This is a genomic window from Acinetobacter sp. YH16053 (genome assembly GCF_013417035.1).
GTDB lineage: Bacteria > Pseudomonadota > Gammaproteobacteria > Pseudomonadales > Moraxellaceae > Acinetobacter > Acinetobacter towneri.
This window is the reverse complement of sequence record NZ_VPEP01000001.1, coordinates 158,947-177,044: the sequence shown is the minus strand read 5'-3', so window position 1 is coordinate 177,044 and position 18,098 is coordinate 158,947. Positions and strand designations below refer to the sequence as shown.

At 40.7% G+C, this 18,098-nt stretch carries 17 protein-coding genes and 2 pseudogenes; 13 read left to right on the top strand and 6 right to left on the bottom strand.

Translation table 11 applies throughout. The annotated features are described in order from the left end of the window. The first annotated feature begins 11 nt into the window (after window positions 1–11). Entirely contained in the window at window positions 12–920 is a 909-nt protein-coding gene (cysD, locus tag FTV43_RS00870) for a sulfate adenylyltransferase subunit CysD (protein ID WP_026438300.1), read from the top strand. A gap of 144 nt (window positions 921–1,064) precedes the next feature. Continuing rightward, window positions 1,065–2,681 (top strand): sulfate adenylyltransferase subunit CysN, encoded by a 1,617-nt coding sequence (gene cysN, locus FTV43_RS00865; protein WP_179994664.1) that lies wholly within the window; start codon window positions 1,065–1,067, stop codon window positions 2,679–2,681. Between the two features lie 101 nt (window positions 2,682–2,782). Here the strand turns inward: cysN and FTV43_RS00860 are convergent, their stop codons facing one another. Next, window positions 2,783–3,250 (bottom strand): GNAT family N-acetyltransferase, encoded by a 468-nt coding sequence (locus tag FTV43_RS00860; RefSeq protein ID WP_179994663.1) that lies wholly within the window; start codon window positions 3,248–3,250, stop codon window positions 2,783–2,785. Window positions 3,251–3,531: 281 nt separating this feature from the next. Between FTV43_RS00860 and FTV43_RS00855 the strand changes: the two genes are divergently transcribed. From FTV43_RS00855 to FTV43_RS00835, 5 genes are all read left to right on the top strand, one after another. Continuing rightward, complete coding sequence (locus FTV43_RS00855; RefSeq protein ID WP_179994662.1) at window positions 3,532–4,008, top strand: hypothetical protein; 477 nt, start codon at window positions 3,532–3,534, stop codon at window positions 4,006–4,008. Window positions 4,009–4,165: 157 nt separating this feature from the next. Beyond that, window positions 4,166–4,744, top strand: a complete 579-nt coding sequence (pnuC, locus tag FTV43_RS00850; protein WP_004971981.1) for a nicotinamide riboside transporter PnuC — start codon at window positions 4,166–4,168, stop codon at window positions 4,742–4,744. 12 nt (window positions 4,745–4,756) lie between these two features. Then, window positions 4,757–5,041 (top strand): hypothetical protein, encoded by a 285-nt coding sequence (locus FTV43_RS00845; RefSeq protein WP_096900962.1) that lies wholly within the window; start codon window positions 4,757–4,759, stop codon window positions 5,039–5,041. Window positions 5,042–5,206: 165 nt separating this feature from the next. Continuing rightward, window positions 5,207–5,704, top strand: a complete 498-nt coding sequence (locus FTV43_RS00840) for a DUF2505 family protein (RefSeq protein WP_004971978.1) — start codon at window positions 5,207–5,209, stop codon at window positions 5,702–5,704. Between the two features lie 258 nt (window positions 5,705–5,962). Beyond that, entirely contained in the window at window positions 5,963–6,382 is a 420-nt protein-coding gene (locus FTV43_RS00835) for a DsrE family protein (protein WP_004971976.1), read from the top strand. A 60-nt stretch (window positions 6,383–6,442) separates the two neighbouring features. Here the strand turns inward: FTV43_RS00835 and FTV43_RS15940 are convergent, their stop codons facing one another. Continuing rightward, window positions 6,443–6,649 carry a helix-turn-helix domain-containing protein gene (locus tag FTV43_RS15940; protein ID WP_257224084.1) on the bottom strand — a complete coding sequence of 69 codons (207 nt, stop codon included), beginning with the start codon at window positions 6,647–6,649 and terminating at the stop codon, window positions 6,443–6,445. 297 nt (window positions 6,650–6,946) lie between these two features. Then, window positions 6,947–7,393, bottom strand: a pseudogene (locus FTV43_RS15935) (sigma-54 factor interaction domain-containing protein); the annotation flags it as partial. Window positions 7,394–7,753: 360 nt separating this feature from the next. Between FTV43_RS15935 and FTV43_RS00825 the strand changes: the two are divergent. Beyond that, window positions 7,754–8,821 (top strand): ArsO family NAD(P)H-dependent flavin-containing monooxygenase, encoded by a 1,068-nt coding sequence (locus tag FTV43_RS00825; RefSeq protein ID WP_004971952.1) that lies wholly within the window; start codon window positions 7,754–7,756, stop codon window positions 8,819–8,821. Window positions 8,822–8,959: 138 nt separating this feature from the next. Here the strand turns inward: FTV43_RS00825 and FTV43_RS00820 are convergent, their stop codons facing one another. Both FTV43_RS00820 and FTV43_RS00815 read right to left on the bottom strand, forming a co-directional pair. Continuing rightward, window positions 8,960–9,652: a pirin family protein gene (locus FTV43_RS00820; RefSeq protein ID WP_004971950.1), complete on the bottom strand. Its 693-nt coding sequence runs from the start codon at window positions 9,650–9,652 to the stop codon at window positions 8,960–8,962. Window positions 9,653–9,854: 202 nt separating this feature from the next. Continuing rightward, window positions 9,855–11,099 carry a L,D-transpeptidase family protein gene (locus tag FTV43_RS00815; protein WP_179994661.1) on the bottom strand — a complete coding sequence of 415 codons (1,245 nt, stop codon included), beginning with the start codon at window positions 11,097–11,099 and terminating at the stop codon, window positions 9,855–9,857. Window positions 11,100–11,370: 271 nt separating this feature from the next. Here FTV43_RS00815 and hemE point away from each other — a divergent pair, with 271 nt between their 5' ends. The 5 genes and pseudogenes from hemE to FTV43_RS00790 all read left to right on the top strand — a co-directional run. After that, window positions 11,371–12,441, top strand: a complete 1,071-nt coding sequence (hemE, locus tag FTV43_RS00810; RefSeq protein ID WP_179994660.1) for a uroporphyrinogen decarboxylase — start codon at window positions 11,371–11,373, stop codon at window positions 12,439–12,441. 72 nt (window positions 12,442–12,513) lie between these two features. Next, window positions 12,514–13,335: a DUF817 family protein gene (locus tag FTV43_RS00805; RefSeq protein ID WP_179994659.1), complete on the top strand. Its 822-nt coding sequence runs from the start codon at window positions 12,514–12,516 to the stop codon at window positions 13,333–13,335. Window positions 13,336–13,572: 237 nt separating this feature from the next. After that, the gene (locus FTV43_RS00800; RefSeq protein ID WP_096900956.1) at window positions 13,573–14,043 is read left to right on the top strand and encodes a DUF3015 family protein; all 471 of its coding nucleotides are present in this window, start codon (window positions 13,573–13,575) and stop codon (window positions 14,041–14,043) included. An 87-nt stretch (window positions 14,044–14,130) separates the two neighbouring features. Beyond that, window positions 14,131–16,080: a DUF4105 domain-containing protein gene (locus FTV43_RS00795; protein ID WP_179994658.1), complete on the top strand. Its 1,950-nt coding sequence runs from the start codon at window positions 14,131–14,133 to the stop codon at window positions 16,078–16,080. A 78-nt stretch (window positions 16,081–16,158) separates the two neighbouring features. Further along, window positions 16,159–17,426 (top strand): annotated as a pseudogene (locus FTV43_RS00790) (diguanylate cyclase); the annotation flags it as partial. A gap of 98 nt (window positions 17,427–17,524) precedes the next feature. Here FTV43_RS00790 and folE read toward each other — a convergent pair. Continuing rightward, window positions 17,525–18,073 (bottom strand): GTP cyclohydrolase I FolE, encoded by a 549-nt coding sequence (gene folE / locus FTV43_RS00785; RefSeq protein ID WP_171062567.1) that lies wholly within the window; start codon window positions 18,071–18,073, stop codon window positions 17,525–17,527. Between the last annotated feature and the right edge of the window lie 25 nt (window positions 18,074–18,098).

Here is an 18,098-nt window from a genome sequence, read left to right as displayed (position 1 = left end):
GATCAATGTCAATAAATCAGGAAAGACTTACTCATCTTAAACAGCTTGAAGCTGAGAGTATTCATATTATCCGTGAAGTTGCAGCCGAGTTTGAAAATCCAGTCATGTTGTATTCGATTGGTAAAGATTCAGCGGTAATGTTGCATTTGGCTTTAAAAGCATTCTATCCAGCGAAACTGCCATTTCCACTGTTACATGTGGATACAGGCTGGAAATTCAAAGACATGATCACTTTCCGTGACAACATGGCAAAACAGCACGGTTTTGACTTGATTGTTCATCAAAATAAAGAAGGGGTAGATGCCAACATTAACCCATTCGATCATGGCAGTTCTAAATATACCGACATCATGAAAACCCAAGGCTTAAAACAAGCTTTAGATAAATACGGTTTTGATGCGGCATTTGGTGGCGCGCGTCGTGATGAGGAAAAATCACGTGCCAAAGAACGTGTTTATTCTTTCCGTGATGCAAAACATCGTTGGGACCCGAAAAATCAGCGTCCTGAATTGTGGAATTTGTATAATGGCAAGGTCAATAAAGGCGAAAGTATTCGTGTGTTCCCATTGTCTAACTGGACTGAATTGGATATTTGGCAATACATTTACCTCGAAAGTATTCCATTAGTACCGTTGTATTTGGCTGCAGAACGTCCTGTCGTTGAGCGTAGCGGCACTTTAATTATGGTCGATGACGAACGCATGCCGTTGCTAGAAGGTGAAGTTCCACAAATGAAATCGGTACGCTTCCGTACTTTAGGTTGTTATCCACTTACGGGTGCAGTCGAATCAGAAGCGAATACCTTGCCTGAAATTATTCAGGAAATGCTATTGGCAACCAGTTCAGAGCGTCAGGGTCGTATGATTGACCACGATGAAGCTGGCTCGATGGAAAAGAAAAAGCAAGAAGGTTACTTCTAATCTCTCCTGAAAAATCTCCCCAAACCCCTCTTTATAAAGAGGGACTTATAAAAAGCGGAGCAAAGCCTCCCTTTATAAAAGGGAGATTTAGAGGGATTAAAGATTAAAAAACCGATTTCTAAAAAATATGTGGAGCTTTGAGCAATGTCTCATCAATCGAATTTAATTAGCCAAGATATTTTGGCGTATTTAAAACAGCACGAAAACAAAGATCTACTGCGCTTTTTAACTTGCGGTAACGTAGACGATGGTAAATCGACATTAATTGGTCGTTTGTTGTATGACTCAAAATTGATTTATGAAGATCAATTACAAGCCGTGACTCGTGACTCGAAAAAAGTCGGCACTACGGGCGATGCACCTGATTTAGCTTTATTGGTCGATGGTTTGCAAGCCGAGCGTGAGCAGGGCATTACCATTGATGTGGCTTATCGTTATTTTTCTACTGAAAAGCGTAAGTTCATCATTGCCGATACACCTGGGCATGAGCAATATACACGTAACATGGCAACAGGTGCATCGACTTGTGACTTGGCGATTATTTTGATTGATGCGCGTTATGGCGTACAAACTCAGACCCGTCGTCATACTTTTATTTCTAGTTTATTGGGCATTAACAATATTGTGGTTGCCATCAATAAAATGGATTTGGTGGATTATTCAGAAGCACGATTTAACGAAATTCAGACGGAATATGCGAACTTTGTGAGTCAACTGGGTGATCGTAAACCATCGAATATTATTTTCACGCCAATTTCTGCCTTAAATGGCGATAACGTGGTGAACAAGTCTGAGCATACCCCTTGGTACACAGGCGATACTTTAATGGGAACATTGGAGTCGGTAGAAATTAACCGTAACTCGGCTCAAAATGATTTCCGTTTCCCTGTGCAGTATGTCAACCGTCCAAACCTTGACTTCCGTGGTTTCTGCGGCACGATTGCTTTGGGCGATATTCATGTGGGTGACCGCATTGTGGCATTGCCATCGGGTAAAAGCTCGACAGTAAAAGAGATTGTGACTTTTGATGGCAATCTTGAACATGCAATTGCAGGTCAAGCAGTTACCCTAACACTGAACGATGAAATTGATATTTCACGTGGTAATGTGTTGGTGCGTGAAGATCAAGTGCGTCCTGAAATTTCACGTGCTGTAAATGCCACTGTGGTGTGGATGGCTGATCAGCCACTATCTATTGGCAAGCTGTATAACTTAAAAGTGGGTACACAAACTGTGCCTGCAAAAGTCACAGCCATTCATTACCGTACCAATGTGAATACTTTGGAACAGGTGCAGGTTGAACAGCTTGAATTGAATGCAATTGCCAATGTCACCATCGAATTTGATGCGCCTGTGGTATTTGACCGTTATCAAGACAGTCGTTATACGGGTTCGTTTATTTTCATTGATCGTTTAAATAACGTGACCATTGGCGCAGGTATGGTTGAAGCTTGCGTAGAATGGACTGCACACAGTACACCTGTAACAGCCGAAGACCGTGCTGCACGTTTGGGTCAAAAACCTGCAGCGGTATGTGTACCAAGCCAAGCACTTGAACAGGCACAAGCACTTGAAAGCTTGCTGATTCAGCAGGGTATTGTTGCCATTGCCAAAGCAGGTTTAGATGCTGCGCAGGTTGCATTACTCCGCGAAACGGGCATTGTGGTCATTAGTGATGTAAACAGTGGTGCAGATGCAGAGTTGACTGCGACAGCTACAGAAGAACTGGCAGAAAAAATTATTGCCCTAGTTCGCTTATAAAATTAGATTCGTTTATAAAATCGAATCCACATCCCCAAAAAACCGCTTTCACCTGAAAGCGGTTTTTTTATGTGCGTTCACTATATTGGAAAGTTTGTTTTTTAAGTGTGCTCTAAGGGTTCGCCATTGAGATGTTTGAGCATGGGTGTGAAGTGCCCATAGCTAATTTTTTGAGGTTGTATTTCAAAGCCATTTTTTTCATAAAAACTTAAAGCAGTCTGTGTGCTAAATACACTCATGTGCGATACATTTTTGCACTTTAAATCGCTTATTGCTTCAAATAACAAGGCTTGACCAATACCGCGTTGTTGTACTTCGGGGGCAATGGCATGTTGTAAAATTTGCCCGCGATCACTCATCATAATAAAGCCAACCACCACATGCTGTAAGACATAGACCCAACAATTGTTGTAATGCAGCAGCATTAAAATATTTTCATAGCTTTTATTTTCTAGCCATGCCTGAATTTTGGCTTCATTGCGTTGATGATCTTGAATACAAGAGCGAATACTGGCGTGTAATACCGCAACCAAATTGGCGACATCTTGAATTTGTGCAGCTCTAATCATCTAGGCTTAGGGTGATAGATAAAAACAAGGCTCTATTGGAAGCGAAAAGTGTTTAAAGAAATAGCAGAAAATTGTTGTGTTTTACTGCGTTATACTGCAGCACAAGTCCTATTTTTAAGGCAATCGGTATCATTGTGTAATTGAGCATTGCACTTTTTAGCGATGCATGGATGGAATCATATGTTAAAGCATAAGCGTTGAAGCGTGCAGCAGCGAATAGACGCTAAGCCCTGAAATGGTTATACTTTATTGAAACGCCTGAAATAAGAGCGAAGACCAAGATGGCAAAACTATTGTTATGGATTTTGTTGTTGATTGCCGTATATGCAGTCTGGAAAGTCTGGTTCAAAATAAAAATTAATCGTACTTTTCAGCAAAGCTGTCAAGATATTGCCAATATTGTCCAAGACCCGATTACCCACAAAGCACCGCGCCCTGTAGAAGAGGTGGTGGAAGAAGTTGCCGAATACAAACAGCAATTATTTGATGATATCGCAGAAATATTTTTAAGCTTAAAAGTATCTAGTCGTGACCCTGAAGATGCCGAAACTATTCAACAAGAAGTGCTGAATAAAATGCCTGCCAAAGCACATACGCAAATTCGTCAGTTAGACTTGGGGGAGTGGTCAATTTACTGGAGTTTTTACGAGCAATCCCTTGAATATTTTGTCGGCAAATACGGAGTTTTTATTACCCATGTAGACCGCTTTGGGCAAGAGCATAAATACAATAATTCAGAGCGGTTTCAAACAGATTGATTTTCATGCCTGATTTTCTGTTTATGATTTTACAGAGGTTTCTTGAAAATTAATTGCAGCATCTTCTTGTCAGTTAAGTGTTTGGTTAAATGTTGAGTTTTGCGCTATTTTCCCGAAAAGAGGTATCATGCCTTTTTCTTTTACATAGGCAGCATCAATGTCAGTTTTAGAAATCATTGCTGTGTTGATTAGTGTTTTAGGCGTGACCTTAACCATTAAGCGACATATAGCTTGCTGGGTGGTGAATTTTATTGCCTGTTTGCTGTATGCCTATTTGTTCTTTGAATATCAATTGTATGGCGAAACGGTATTACAAACCCTATTTATGGGCATGGCTGTTTATGGTTTTTTCCAGTGGAAAACTGCACAGCAGCAAAAACAACATATCATCATTCAAAGCTTGCCACTCTCTAAAATGTGGCTGCAAATTGCACTGAGTAGCATACTGGGTTTACTGTTTGGGCTAAGTTTAAAGTGGTGGACGCAGGCTTCACTGCCTTTATTGGATGCACAACTGGCAGCTATGAGTCTATTGGCAACCTATTGGACCAGTCGTAAATACTTGGCTACATGGGTGTTATGGATTGTGGTCGATCTGGTGTATATCGGCATGTTTATTTACAAAGAGTTGCTGTTAACGGCTGTGTTATATGCAGGTTTTGTGGTTCTTGCTTATTTGGGCTGGCGTGAATGGCATAAAATCCGACAACAACATGCGGCACATTCTGCGGTGTGATGGCGTGTAGCGATGAGCAATTTAATTGATTTTAAACAGGCGCAGCTTAAACAATTTGATTTATTGGCATTGGATATTTTAGCGTATCCTGAGCGTTATTTACAGTTTGATTCGATTGCAGATTTTTACCAAGCCCAGTGGTTAGATGATTTCCCCAAAGGGACGACATGGTGTTCCACAGGACTAGATGATGGCGCAGAACATTTTTATGCCAAAATTGAATTTTATGGGCATTATTTAACTATTTATAGCCATGAAACCTATGCCGCTGAATTTGGCATCATTCACACAGAATAGACAAAATAGAGTCAATGACAGCAGGCGGAAAAAACATTTTAATAGCCTGAAAATAAAGTTGTATTTAGGATATAAAACAGCTTATACCCGTTGAGCATCAGCCAAATTATATTGCACGATGATGCTAGACCTACTCCATCAATAAACAAAATAAAAGGAACTCAAATGGCTCATCAATTTACTGTAAACGCCACCATTCATGGCGTTTCAATTGACGAATTTAAGCGTTTAGTGGCAGATGTTGCTTTGCATGAAGCAGTCTGCAAGCGTATTCCTGGTGAAAATTTGGAAATTTTAGAATCTAAAAAGAACGGTGATATTTACACTTTACGCCGTGCTTATAATTTAGATGTGAATATTCCAGATATGGCTAAAAAATTATTAAAAGATGCATTTCGTTTAAAACGCAATGATGTGACCCATTTAACGGCGCTTACTTCTACCGTGGAGCTTGGTGCAAACTTGCCTTTAGAAGCTAAAGGCGAGCGTAGTGTGACAGGCAACCATGAAAAAATTGATATTCAATTAAACTGGACAATTAAGGTTAAAGTGCCATTGATTGGCGGCATGTTGGAAAAACATGCAGAAGGGGAAATCCGTCGTTTCAGTGAGTTGGAAATTGGGATTGTGGAAGATGAGCTTAAGAAAAATTTAGCGGCTTAACCCTTCATTTCTACTAGAAAAGATTGCTCTTAAATACATGCTTGGCGCTGCCGTTTTCGGTGGCGCTTTGTTTTTTGGACGTATTGAATTGTGATTGTTGATGCTGGGGTCATTTTACAGTGATCAATTTTTGATTTTTGAAAAAGTTTAGTGCTTGGCTTTATTGCATACAGACTATCGTCTTAATTTATTATTTAAATATAGTATATTTATTATGCTAATATTTTGACCAGATTTAAATTGAGTGTGAGTTCTGCCATGAAATTGATTCAGTTGTTATGTTTATCGGTTTTGCTGACCTTTGCCAGTCTATCTCCAGCAATGGCAGAGAGCAAAAAAGATCCACTTTTTGTCTTGCTTACCAGCAGTGATGCGCACCGCACCAAAATGGCAATTGGCATGAGCAATAACCAATTTGGCAAAGGTCATCCACTGACGATTTATTTGGTCGATCAAGGCGTAATGTTGGCATCTAACCGCTTTGAACATAAATATGCAGAGCATCAGAACATGCTGAAAAGTATTATCGCCAAAGGTGGTGATGTGTATATCTGCAAAATGTGTATGGAGCAGTACGGTGTTGTTGAAGGTGACTTAATGAAAGGTCTGAAATATGCCAATCCAGATGCTATGGGTGAAGCAATTTTCCGTCCAGGCACTCAGACACTGAGCTGGTAATTCGGCTGCTTGAAATGCAAAAGCCTTGTTGAAAAACAGGGCTTTTTTATTGCGGAATTTCTAGCGCATGGCGTATTTTTTTAAACGATAATCCAGTGCAGCGCGGGAAATTCCCAATAAGCGTGCCGCTTCAGATACATTGTGTTTGGCTTTTTGCATCGCGGTGATAATCAGTTGTTGCTCATGCTGTTCTAAATCAAAACCTTCGGTTAAAAGCGTGTCTAAATCTACGCTGTCTTGCTCATCTACAGTATGGTCGCTGTGCATTTGCGGAAACAGGGCATTCAGTTTAATCAGTTGTTGATCTTCCGTCAGTAGTACCGCACGTTCGAGCAGGTTTTCCAGTTCACGAATATTGCCAGGCCACGCATAGCTTTGCATAAAGTTAGTGGCTTTTTCACTGACGCCTTGAATTTGTTTGTCATACATTTTTTCAAAGCGTTTTAAGAAATGTGCAACCAATAATGGTAAATCTTCACGGCGTTCACGCAGCGGTGGAATCTGCACAGGAAAAATGTTTAAACGGTAATATAAATCGGCACGGAAACGACCTGCTTTAACGGCTTGTTCTAAATCTTCATTGGTTGCAGCAATCACGCGAACATCAATATGACGGGTTTGTGAATCTCCGACACGTTCACTTCACCTTCTTGTAGCACACGCAGCAAAGCCGCTTGAGCGCGTGGTGAAAGTTTAATCACTTCATCTAAAAATAGTACCGCCATGGGCGCGTTCAAATTTACCTAAGCGTGATTGATGTGCACCTGTAAACGCTCCTTTTTCGACACCAAATAGCTCAGATTCAATCAGTTCAGGTGGAATAGCCGCACAGTTGACCGCGACAAAAGCATGTTTTTTACGTTGACTGAGTTCGTGCACACCACGAGCAAGGGCTTTTTTCCCGACACCTGTTTCACCTTGCAGCAAAGTGGAAACTTTGGCACCTGCCGCTTTTTTGAGTAAGTCACAAACCCGTTGATAAGCTGCTGATTGTCCGACTGAGCTGAACATACTGTAGTAATTTTTACTGATGGTATAAATCGACTTTTTTAGTTCATACAATTCGGCTTGCAGTGAAATGAGTTCCTGTTCCATCGGTTAGGGCGACATGAACTGAATTAGCTCATCGGCAGGGCGTTTTAACACCTGAACCTGATTCTGCAGTGTTGCACATCAAGCTATCTTACAAAACAAAGTCAAGTTGAAAGACTTGGCTTTTTTGCAGCCTCATTTTTCAAGATGGCTTGCTTCTAATTACGTGCTTCCATAAGTTGAGTTTGGTGGACTGAATTTTTAATCTCTCACGTGTTGCACTTATGCGCTAAGATTAGGCATAGCAACAGGGTGCGTATTGCGAGCAGGAGAGCCATTTTGAATCAAATAATGGATGCCGATGTAATTATTATTGGTGGCGGACAAGCAGCATTGGCCACGGCTTACTTTTTAAAACGGCAAAAAATCAATTTTCTGATCTTGGATAATCAAACGCAGTCGGGCGGTGCGTGGCAACATGCGTGGGATTCTTTACAGCTGTTCTCTCCAAATACATGGAGTTCTTTGTCCGGCTGGTTAATGCCAAAAACCGAACAGGAATATCCGAAACGATTAGAAGTGATTGACTATTTAACAGCGTATGAAACACGCTATCAATTTCCTGTGCTGCGTCCTGTGCAGGTCGAAAAAGTCCTGAAGGAAGGCAATGATTTAATTGTGTGTTCGGCACAGCAAAGCTGGCGAGCCAAAGCCGCTGTGAGTGCTACTGGAACGTGGAGTCAGCCTTTTATTCCTGCTTATACAGGACGCGAACGCTTTTTAGGCACACAAATTCATTCGGCTCATTACCGCAATGCCAATGCTTTTCAGGGCAAAAGAGTCATGATTGTCGGCGGGGGTAACTCAGGCGCACAAATTTTGGCAGAAGTGTCTAAAGTGGCCGAAACTTTTTGGGTTACACAGCAACCGCCAAGTTTTTTAGCCGATGATGTAGATGGACGGGTTTTATTTTTACGTGCCACGGAGCGCTTAAAAGCCCAGCAGGAAGGTCGCAGTATTGAACAACCGATCGGTGGTTTGGGCGATATTGTGATGATTCCAAGTGTCAAAGAAGCACGGCAACGTGATGTATTACATGGTCTGCCGCCATTTGACTATTTAACCGAACATAGTGCAGTTTGGGCAGATGGGCGCGAACAGGAAATTGATGCCATTATTTGGTGCACAGGTTTTAAGGCAGCATTGTCGCATTTACAAAGTTTGAATGTGGTTAATGCACAAGGCACAGTCGATGTGTTAGAAAATCGAGCGTTACAACAGCAAAATTTATGGTTGGTTGGTTATGGCGATTGGACAGGCGCAGCCTCGGCAACTTTAATTGGTGTTTCCCGAACCGCACGGAATGTGGCAGAGCAAATTGCTGCGTATTTGCAGACAACAGCGTAAAGTCATTAACGTGACAAAAACTGTGTTTAAAAAATGAATCATGCAATTTCAGCCATAAAAAAGCCCTCTGTAGAAGAGGGCAAGAGGGTAACTCAAAAAATTAAAGATGCTCAATTATAATAAGGTGACAGTCAGGACTTACTGTTTTGGTAAATCAAACCAAATGAACTGGCTGTCTTCTTTTGCTTCAATCACAGCATTATCAGCAAATAACAAAGCATCGCCCGCTTTAACTGTTTGCTCGCCAATGGTGATTTCACCACGAATTACATGCACATAGTTTACCGCTTGTGTTGCTGTAACTTCTAAACGATGTCCAGTTTCTAAAACAGCTGCTTTTACTTCTGCCTGTTGACGAATGTGCATTGGGGCATTGTCATTCGGGCCGACAATTAAATGCCACTGGTTGGGTGCTGTATTTGGGTCACGTTGAATTTGCTGATACGTCGGCTCTGCATCGCGTACATTCGGCTGAATCCAAATTTGCAGCATGTGTACTTCTTCATCACCATTGTTAATTTCGCTGTGCTGAACGCCTGTACCTGCGCTCATTAACTGCCATTCACCTGCAGTAATATGGCGTTCATTGCCCATGCTGTCGCGGTGGGAAATCGTACCACTTAATACACAAGTCAAAATTTCCATGTTGTCGTGTGGGTGAGTACCAAAACCATTATGTGCGGCAATACGGTCATCGTTAATGACACGTAAGGCACTAACACCCATATATTTCGGGTTATACCAATTACCAAAAGAGAAACTATGTTTGGTGTCTAACCACCCCATTTTCACATGACCACGATCTTCACTACGGTGTAAATAAGCATTCATGATAATGCTCCTATCATTTTTTTAACTTGAACTAATCTTAATCTTTTCACCGCAGCCGACCTAGAGGCGAACTGCAACATGCCGTTCTAAAATTGCAACATGTGTAGATTTTTTGCAGAACCTAGACATTTTAGAGTTTTATCGCGGCATTAAAAAACCCACGTAAAAACGTGGGCCTTTTGCGGTTTAAAGCGATCACTGATTATTCAAGGAATTTTACAGTCACGCCAGAACGTACTTTACGACCTAAATCGTTTGCATCCCAGTTGGTTAAACGGATACAACCATGCGACGCCGTTTTTGAAATGGTCGATGGGTTTGGTGTGCCGTGAATACCGAATGATTTTTTACTTAAACCAATCCAGATATTCCCCACAGGGCCGTTAGGGCCTGGTGGTAAAGACAGCGGTTTTAAGTTTTTGCCCTGAATAAAGTTACTTGGTGAATAGCTGTACCATGGGTTTGGTGCAACACCTGTCACTTTATAAGTACCTGTTGGCGATGGAGTATCTGCACTGCCAATGGTTGCTGGGAATGAGCCGACCATTTGGTTTTGTTTGTTGAACAAATACAGTTGTTTTGCACCTTTGTGCGCCACAATCAGGTGAATGTCTTCAGGTAAGTCATTGCGAACGTTGGTCACCAATAACTTTTCACCCACTTTATTAAATGTTGCATTCGGATTTAATTTCTTTAAGAAATTTTCATCCATGTGGAATTTTTCACCTAACATTTCACTTACGCGGGTGTAGTACAAGCCTTTCATTTTGGCTTGTTCTGCATAGTCATGCGGAATAGATTTCGCATAAGGACCTTTTAAGTCCGCTTCAGTAACCGTGTATTCTACAAATGCAGGACGTGAACCTTGACGTGCAACCAACGCATCCCAAGTTTCTTTGGTTAAAATACCCGTTGGGCTAATGCCATTCATTTGCTGGAATGATGCAATTGCTTTTAGGGTGTTCTTACCACTAGTGCCATCAATTGCACCTGGAGAAGCATGTGAATTGTTCAGCATCACGTGTGCACGTGCATACACAGGGAACTGACCTTTACCAATATTTTCATACCAAGTGGCATTATTTAAACCATCTAAAGTCCATGAAGCTTTTGGTGCTGCTGTGTTGGATGTAGCAGTTTGGCTTGCAGAGCTTTTTGTTGGTGCAGTGCCTACATCGGCAGTGGTATCTTCAGTTTTGTGTAGATCATCTAAGGTTTGTGATGCCTTATTTAAATCATTTTGTTCTTGTTGCGTAATAGCAGTATCGGTTGCATTGAGCGTGCTTTGTGCTGCAGAAGCTTCTGTTGCTAAAGGATCAATTGGATCTTCAACCGCAGTATTGCTGATCACTTGTGGATTTAACGGTTGTTCAGCAGTAGATGCAGCAAAAGTAGTTCCTGCAAAAATGCAACTTAAACTCATTGCGAGTATTGTGCGAACGAACATGTAATTCAACCTTGAGAATTATTCATTTACATAGATAAAAACTAGCCAAGTATTGCAGAAAAACTAAGGAGATGCAGTAGTTGTTTTGTGTAAATGTGCAAGAGGATGATGCTTTTACCGATGCTTTTGTTTATGTGATGTATTTCACGAAAATAAAAATTGAAATTGCACGTAAAGTTCAGGATAAAAAGACCAACCAGAAATGAAGTTATTAAAACTTCAACCTTTTTGATATGATGGCTGCAAGATTGAAAATGAGTTGGGAAAGTAAATGACGACCTTAAAAAATGATCGTTTTCTTCGTGCCTTATTACGTGAGCCAGTAGATTGCACGCCCGTATGGATGATGCGTCAGGCAGGACGTTATTTACCAGAATATCGTGCCACACGTTCGCAGGCAGGAGACTTCCTTTCTCTATGTAAAAATACAGAATTTGCATGTGAAGTGACCTTGCAACCGCTGCGCCGTTATGAATTAGACGCTGCAATTTTATTTTCAGATATTTTAACTGTACCCGATGCATTAGGCTTAGGTCTGTATTTTGAAGTAGGCGAAGGGCCAAAGTTTCATAAAACGGTGCGTACCGAGCAAGACGTTGCCAATTTACCTAAATTTAATGCCAAGTCAGACTTAGACTATGTCATGAATGCAGTATCGACCATTCGTTCTGCTTTAGGCGGACAAGTACCTTTAATTGGCTTTTCAGGCAGTCCGTGGACCTTAGCAACCTATATGGTAGAAGGCGGTTCAAGTAAAGATTTCCGCTATACCAAAAACATGATGTATGCACAGCCTGAAGTATTGCATGCGCTGTTAGGTCGTTTGGCGGATGCAGTGACTGAATATTTAAATGCACAAATTGATGCAGGCGCACAGGCTGTTCAAATTTTTGACAGTTGGGGAGGTGCATTAGCACATCGTGAATATATTGAATTTTCATTGAATTATATGCAAAAGATTGTGTCAGGTCTGCAGCGTGAAAAAGATGGCCGTAAAATTCCTGTTATTTTATTCACCAAAGGCGGTGGTCAATGGCTTGAGCCAATGATTGCAACAGGTGCAGATGCCTTTGGTTTGGACTGGACAACACCACTGAATGTGGCACGTCAAACTGTAAATGGTCGTGCGGCTTTACAAGGAAACTTAGACCCTGCCACTTTATATGGTTCACCTGAAGCGATTGCCAAAGCAACACGTGCGATGCTGGATGATGCCTATGCCAATGGTGAAAAAACAGGTTATGTAGCCAACTTAGGGCATGGTATTACCCAGTGGGTAGACCCTGAACGTCCTAAAGTATTTATCGACACGGTACATGAATACAGTGCCAAATATCTATAATCGCACAATGATATAGATGGATCATTTGTAGATGTATAGGTGTAATCTCAGCTTCGGTCAGGTTGTCAGATCATGTGGATAACATGGTTAAAGTCAGGACTTGAGTTTTCGACTAAGACAGCTTCGGCTGCCTTATTTGGAATTTTATTGCTGATTGCATTTGCACTCACTGCATCAATGGGTAGCCAGGAATATTTCGGATTTTTCCGTTACGACTATTTATTGTTTTATGCCTTAATTATTCAAGTTTGTCTTTTATATTTAAAACTAGAATCTTGGGCAGAAGCCAAAGTCATCGCCTTGTTTCACATTTTGGCGATGATCATGGAAATTTTTTTAACCCATCCACAAATTGCATCGTGGCAATATCCTCAACCTGCTGTCTTTAAAATTATGACCGTACCGCTTTTTGCAGGCTTTATGTATTCTGCAGTTGGCAGTTTCTTTGCGCGTTCTTTGCGTTTGTATCGGGTATCTTTGCTGAATTTGCCGACTTTTAGCAATATGTTGGCTTTGGCAGTGTTGTCTTATATCAACTTCATGAGCAAGTTTTTTATCCCCGATATTCGTTATTGCTTATTTGCTTGGAGTGTCGTAATTTTCTGGAAAACCAAAATTCGGTTTCAATTACAGCAGCATCTATTACAACTGCCGATGTTACCTATATTACTGCTGTTGGCATTTATTATTTGGGTGGCAGAAAACATTAGTACCTTTTATCAAATTTGGTTGTATCCAAGTCAGGTCGATGCGTGGCACATGGTCGGTTGGGGCAAACTCGGTTCGTGGTATTTATTGCTTTTACTGAGTCTGGTTTTGGTCATGAAAATTTTGGGTCACCGCGATGCAGAAGGGCAGTGGACACTGAAAACTGAGGATCAACAGCAGCAGTAAATCTAAATGCTATCTTCAATACTAGAATCTATTTTCAAATTTAAGACCAATCTTTAAGTTAAAAACCAATCGACGCTACAAAAATGCACAAAAATAATGCATGATTTTGGGATAAATGTTTTGCCTTCTGAGTGACATCTCGCTATCTTAAAATAGTGTAATAAAAGTTACACATAGCAATAAAGAATAACGATTCGAAGCATAATTTTTCGGATAATAAATCTCTGGAGTACGACTATGATTAAAAAATTAGCATTGGCTGCTGTCTTGGCAGTGGGTTCTACAGCAGCATTTGCAGACCGTGATGCAGGTTGTGGTATCGGTTCTCAAGTTTGGGCAGGTCAGTCTGGCAAAGTTGCAAAAATTTTAGCAGCCACCACCAATGGTATTTTTGCGAACCAATTGTTTGGTATCACATTTGGTACTTTAGGTTGTAGCGGTACAGGTACAGTAACTGCACAAGTTGTGACATTCACCAATGAAAATGCTGAAACATTGGCACGCGATATGGCAGTTGGTGAAGGCGAAAGCTTAAACGTATTGGCTGAATTGTTAAGCATTAAAGCTGAAGATAAAGCACATTTCTTTGCGGTTTCTAAGCAAAACTTTGCATCTATTTATTCTGCAGAAAACCAGACTTCTTTAGAAGTATTGGCATCTTTACAGAACGTGATGGCGAATGACGACGTATTAAAAGCATACGTTTAAGTTTGAATAAAAGCCCTGCATCATTCGCAGGGCTTTTTTATAGCACAAGAATACGTTTAGACCCTATATAAAATTTATAAAATGTCCATGAAATCAATTGTTTTAAGTAGTTTAGTTTTTTTATCTCCTACGGTTTTTGCGTTATCTCCTGAAATATCTCCAATACAGATTCAGCCACTTACAGCCACTTCTACAGTACAAAATACAAATAAATTAGCGATGTTTTCCGCACATTATGTGCAAAAAGCCAAAGACCTACACTTGGCAGAACAGGTGACTTGGCAGCGTTTAATGTATGCGCAGCAAGGCAAAAGTGAAGTGCAATATGCAGGCTATTTTGTGTCGGAACAAGGCGGAAGCAATTTAAACCAAGAGTTACTTCGCAATGTGCAGGCATTATTTGAAACAGCGCCTGCCAATCAATCGGTGCAGTGCAAATTTCCTGCACGTAGCCGCTGGTTAATTGAACAATTACAAATTCCTCAACAAGATTTGGCACAGGTGCAATGTCCTGAATTGGACGAATGGATTGGACAAATTAAACCTTATAAAGCAGTGCTGATTTATGCCACAGACTTTATGGGCAATCCAAGTTCTATGTTTGGGCATACTTTATTGCGCTTAGACCCAAAAGATCAAAAACAACTGAATTTAATTTCCTATGCTGTCAATTATGCAGCAACGGTAACGGGCAGCGAAGATTGGTCTTATGCATGGAAAGGACTTACAGGGCAATATCCGGGTGAATATTCACTGATGCCGTATTACCGCAAAGTAAAAGAATATGGTGATTTAGAAAGCCGAGATTTGTGGGAGTACGAACTGGCAATGAATGAGCAGGAAACCACATTTTTGGTGCAGCACATTTGGGAAATGAAGCATGTGCAATTTCCGTATTATTTTATCAGTGACAATTGTGCCTATCGCTTATTGGGCTTAATGGATTTGGTGCGTCCTGAGCTAAATTTACAGCAGCAGTTTAAAGTCGCATCTATTCCAATTGAAACACTAAAAGCTGTAGAGCAGGAAAATTTAGTGGCAGATGTTGTCTATCGTCCTGCTTTGGAAACTCAGTTATTGGCGCAAGCCAGACAACATGGTACAACTTTGGCAAAAACTGCCCATCAAGTGGCCGAAGCAGAACCTGAAAATGTGGCGGCAATTTTGCAAAATTACAGCCAAATCGATCAAGCTAAAATTCTGGAAATGGCTTATGACGATTTGTATCTGAAACTGATTGGACGCAAAATTGAAGCCAAAATTGCACAACCGCGACTGAGACAAATTTTAAGTTTAAGAAGTCAGATCAATTTAGAAAAACAACGTCAGGATGTCGCACGCCCTCAGGTCGATCCTGTGCAGGGGCATCATGCACGAAGCTTTGCTGTGCGTACTGGCGAGGTGCAAGGCGAGCATTTTGTAGAGTTGAGTCATCGACAGGCTTACCATGACTTACTTGATCCGCAAGGTGGTTTTCGTACAGGGACGCAGCTCAACTTTTTAGAAGCTTCTGTGCAATATCGTGAAGACCGCTTAAAACTGAATCAGTTAGATTTACTCTCGGTGAACTCTTATAACCCAATGACCGCATTTAAAACACCACTTAGTTGGGGCTTTAATTTGGGTTGGCAGCAAGAAGCCCTGAATTCGCACGGGGCTTTTAGCGAAACGGAACAGCATGGTGTTTTAAGTTTAAAAACACAGTTTGGTTATAGCGTGGCTAATCAAGCGCGTGAACATTTGTGTTGTGTGCAAATTAAAAATCATGTGCAAGCGGGTAAGGCTTTAGACAAAGGCTGGCGTGTTGGAATTGGCCCAACACTGGGTTGTCAAAATATCTGGTCAGCACGCATGAATAGTTTGGTTCAGCTTGAATTACCGTATTGGGAAGATCGTCACCAATGGCAATTTAAGCTGAACAGCCAGTTGCAATATGTACTCAACCCGCAGCATGTGTTGCGATTGGGTTGGGAATATCAACAACAGGACAAACAGGACTGGAACAAGACCAGTTTAGGCTATGTGCATTTTTTTTAAAGAGCTGTTGAATTTATACTGAATTGTAAAAAACCAGCTAAACAAGTTGAGTTGCTGGTGAAACCCGTTAAAATTTAGCAGTTTATTCAAGCACATGCAGAAGATTTTGTGATCGAGTTCTATCAGCAAATGTTGCTTGAAGAACATGCGACAGAATTTTTGTCTGCAGAGATGGTGAAGAATCGCTTAAAAAACTCTTTATATCAGTGGCTAATTTCCAGTTTTGAAGTTCCGTTTCAACACAATTATAACGAGATTGTAGAAAAGCAATTTAAAGTGGGCGATGTGCATGCACGTGTACAAATTCCATCTTGGCTGATTATTCGTGGTGTGCGCGTTATTATAAAAAAGGCTTTTAGTTTTTTGCAACAGAAGCCAATAGCAACTTAAATCAGTTTAATTATTTAAGCCAAATTTTATGCTTTGCCACAGAAATTATGTGCCGATCTTATGAAATGAAGGTCGAAGTACATAATGATATGAAACATACCTATCGCTTATTTTCTGCCATGCAAGATGTTGCCGTGCACAAAGATCGACAACGCGGAACTTTGCTGGATTGGGAAAATGAACTGATGTTTCAGGTGGTGTCCGATCACACCAAAATGACGCAACCGATTTTATCTAAAACAGAATTTGGTTTATGGTTTATTCATAAAGCGGCTTATGCATTTTCAAGTTCGGAACAAGTACAAACTATTACTGAATTTATTTATCAGGTGGATGAATTAATTCAGAAAATTGGTCAATGTGAAAGTCAGGCACAGGCAATTGAAATGATTCAATCCATTCGTGCCAAGAATCGTGAAATTTTGCATTTAGTCGATCAAATTTTTCAGGTGTCTGAATATATCAGTTCAGGCAATGATGCCTTAACTCAACTGCTCAACCGCCGTTATTTAAATACCATCGTGTCCCGTGAAATTAATTTTTCACGAAAAAATAATTCGCCTTTAACATTGTTGGCGATAGATGCCGATCATTTTAAATCAATCAATGACCGTTATGGACATGCAGCAGGAGATGATGCATTACAGTTTTTAGCTGATGTGATTTTGCAATATGCAAAAGGGAGTGACTATGCCTTCCGAATTGGCGGCGAAGAATTTTTACTGTTACAGATTGATACCACCATTGATCGTGCCTTGGTAGTCGCTGAAAATATTCGTAAACGTGTCGAAAAAGCCACATTAAAAACATCAACAGGTGAAGAATTTAACTTTACCATTAGTATAGGTGTGCATGAATATGATGGGCATCCAGACTATCAACGTTTTTTTGAAGAAGTGGATAAAGCCTTGTATATGGCAAAAAATAATGGACGCAACAATGTGTCTGTAGGTTGAATCTGAAGATGTATCAAGCTAATTTTTTAATCTAAAACCCAAAAATCCCGAACATAAATTTCGGGATTTTTTATTTGATTGAGGAACTTAGCCACAATTTAAAAACTCTCAGGCACCGCACTTAAAAATTCACGACGGGCTTCTTTATCTGTTTTAAAGTCACCTACAAAAGATACGGTACGTGTGGTCGATTCCTGTTTGCCTACACCGCGCATCATCATGCACATATGGGCTGAATCAATCACCACAGCAACACCGCGTGCTTTGGTCACTTCAGCCACAGCTTCCGCAATTTGCTGAGTCAGATTTTCCTGAATTTGCAAACGACGTGCAAACATTTCGGTAATACGGGCAAATTTAGACAAGCCTAAAACATTACCTTCAGGTAAATAGGCGATATGCACGCGACCATAAAATGGCAATAAATGGTGCTCACATAGTGAGTAGAACTCAATATTTTTAACCAACACCATTTCACGGTTGTCGGATGGAAACACTGCATTATTGGTGACTTCGGCTAAAGTTTGGCTATAACCTGAAGTTAAATACGAAAAAGCTTTAGCAGCACGCATCGGCGTATCTTTGAGACCTGGACGATTAAGATCTTCACCAACGGCGGTTAGGATGTTTGCGTAGGATTGCTGCATAGACATAAGACGTGTTCACTTACAC

What these genes read in the sequence shown, in the direction of transcription:
- cysN (WP_179994664.1), top strand. Translation starts at nt 1,065, where the DNA reads ATGTCTCATCAATCGAATTTAATTAGCCAAGATATTTTGGCGTATTTA.
- FTV43_RS00860 (WP_179994663.1), bottom strand. Translation starts at nt 3,250, where the DNA reads ATGATTAGAGCTGCACAAATTCAAGATGTCGCCAATTTGGTTGCGGTA.
- FTV43_RS00855 (WP_179994662.1), top strand. Translation starts at nt 3,532, where the DNA reads ATGGCAAAACTATTGTTATGGATTTTGTTGTTGATTGCCGTATATGCA.
- pnuC (WP_004971981.1), top strand. Translation starts at nt 4,166, where the DNA reads ATGTCAGTTTTAGAAATCATTGCTGTGTTGATTAGTGTTTTAGGCGTG.
- FTV43_RS00845 (WP_096900962.1), top strand. Translation starts at nt 4,757, where the DNA reads ATGAGCAATTTAATTGATTTTAAACAGGCGCAGCTTAAACAATTTGAT.
- FTV43_RS00840 (WP_004971978.1), top strand. Translation starts at nt 5,207, where the DNA reads ATGGCTCATCAATTTACTGTAAACGCCACCATTCATGGCGTTTCAATT.
- FTV43_RS00835 (WP_004971976.1), top strand. Translation starts at nt 5,963, where the DNA reads ATGAAATTGATTCAGTTGTTATGTTTATCGGTTTTGCTGACCTTTGCC.
- FTV43_RS15940 (WP_257224084.1), bottom strand. Translation starts at nt 6,649, where the DNA reads ATGCACAGCGACCATACTGTAGATGAGCAAGACAGCGTAGATTTAGAC.
- FTV43_RS00820 (WP_004971950.1), bottom strand. Translation starts at nt 9,652, where the DNA reads ATGAATGCTTATTTACACCGTAGTGAAGATCGTGGTCATGTGAAAATG.
- FTV43_RS00815 (WP_179994661.1), bottom strand. Translation starts at nt 11,099, where the DNA reads ATGTTCGTTCGCACAATACTCGCAATGAGTTTAAGTTGCATTTTTGCA.
- hemE (WP_179994660.1), top strand. Translation starts at nt 11,371, where the DNA reads ATGACGACCTTAAAAAATGATCGTTTTCTTCGTGCCTTATTACGTGAG.
- FTV43_RS00805 (WP_179994659.1), top strand. Translation starts at nt 12,514, where the DNA reads ATGTGGATAACATGGTTAAAGTCAGGACTTGAGTTTTCGACTAAGACA.
- FTV43_RS00800 (WP_096900956.1), top strand. Translation starts at nt 13,573, where the DNA reads ATGATTAAAAAATTAGCATTGGCTGCTGTCTTGGCAGTGGGTTCTACA.
- FTV43_RS00795 (WP_179994658.1), top strand. Translation starts at nt 14,131, where the DNA reads ATGAAATCAATTGTTTTAAGTAGTTTAGTTTTTTTATCTCCTACGGTT.
- folE (WP_171062567.1), bottom strand. Translation starts at nt 18,073, where the DNA reads ATGCAGCAATCCTACGCAAACATCCTAACCGCCGTTGGTGAAGATCTT.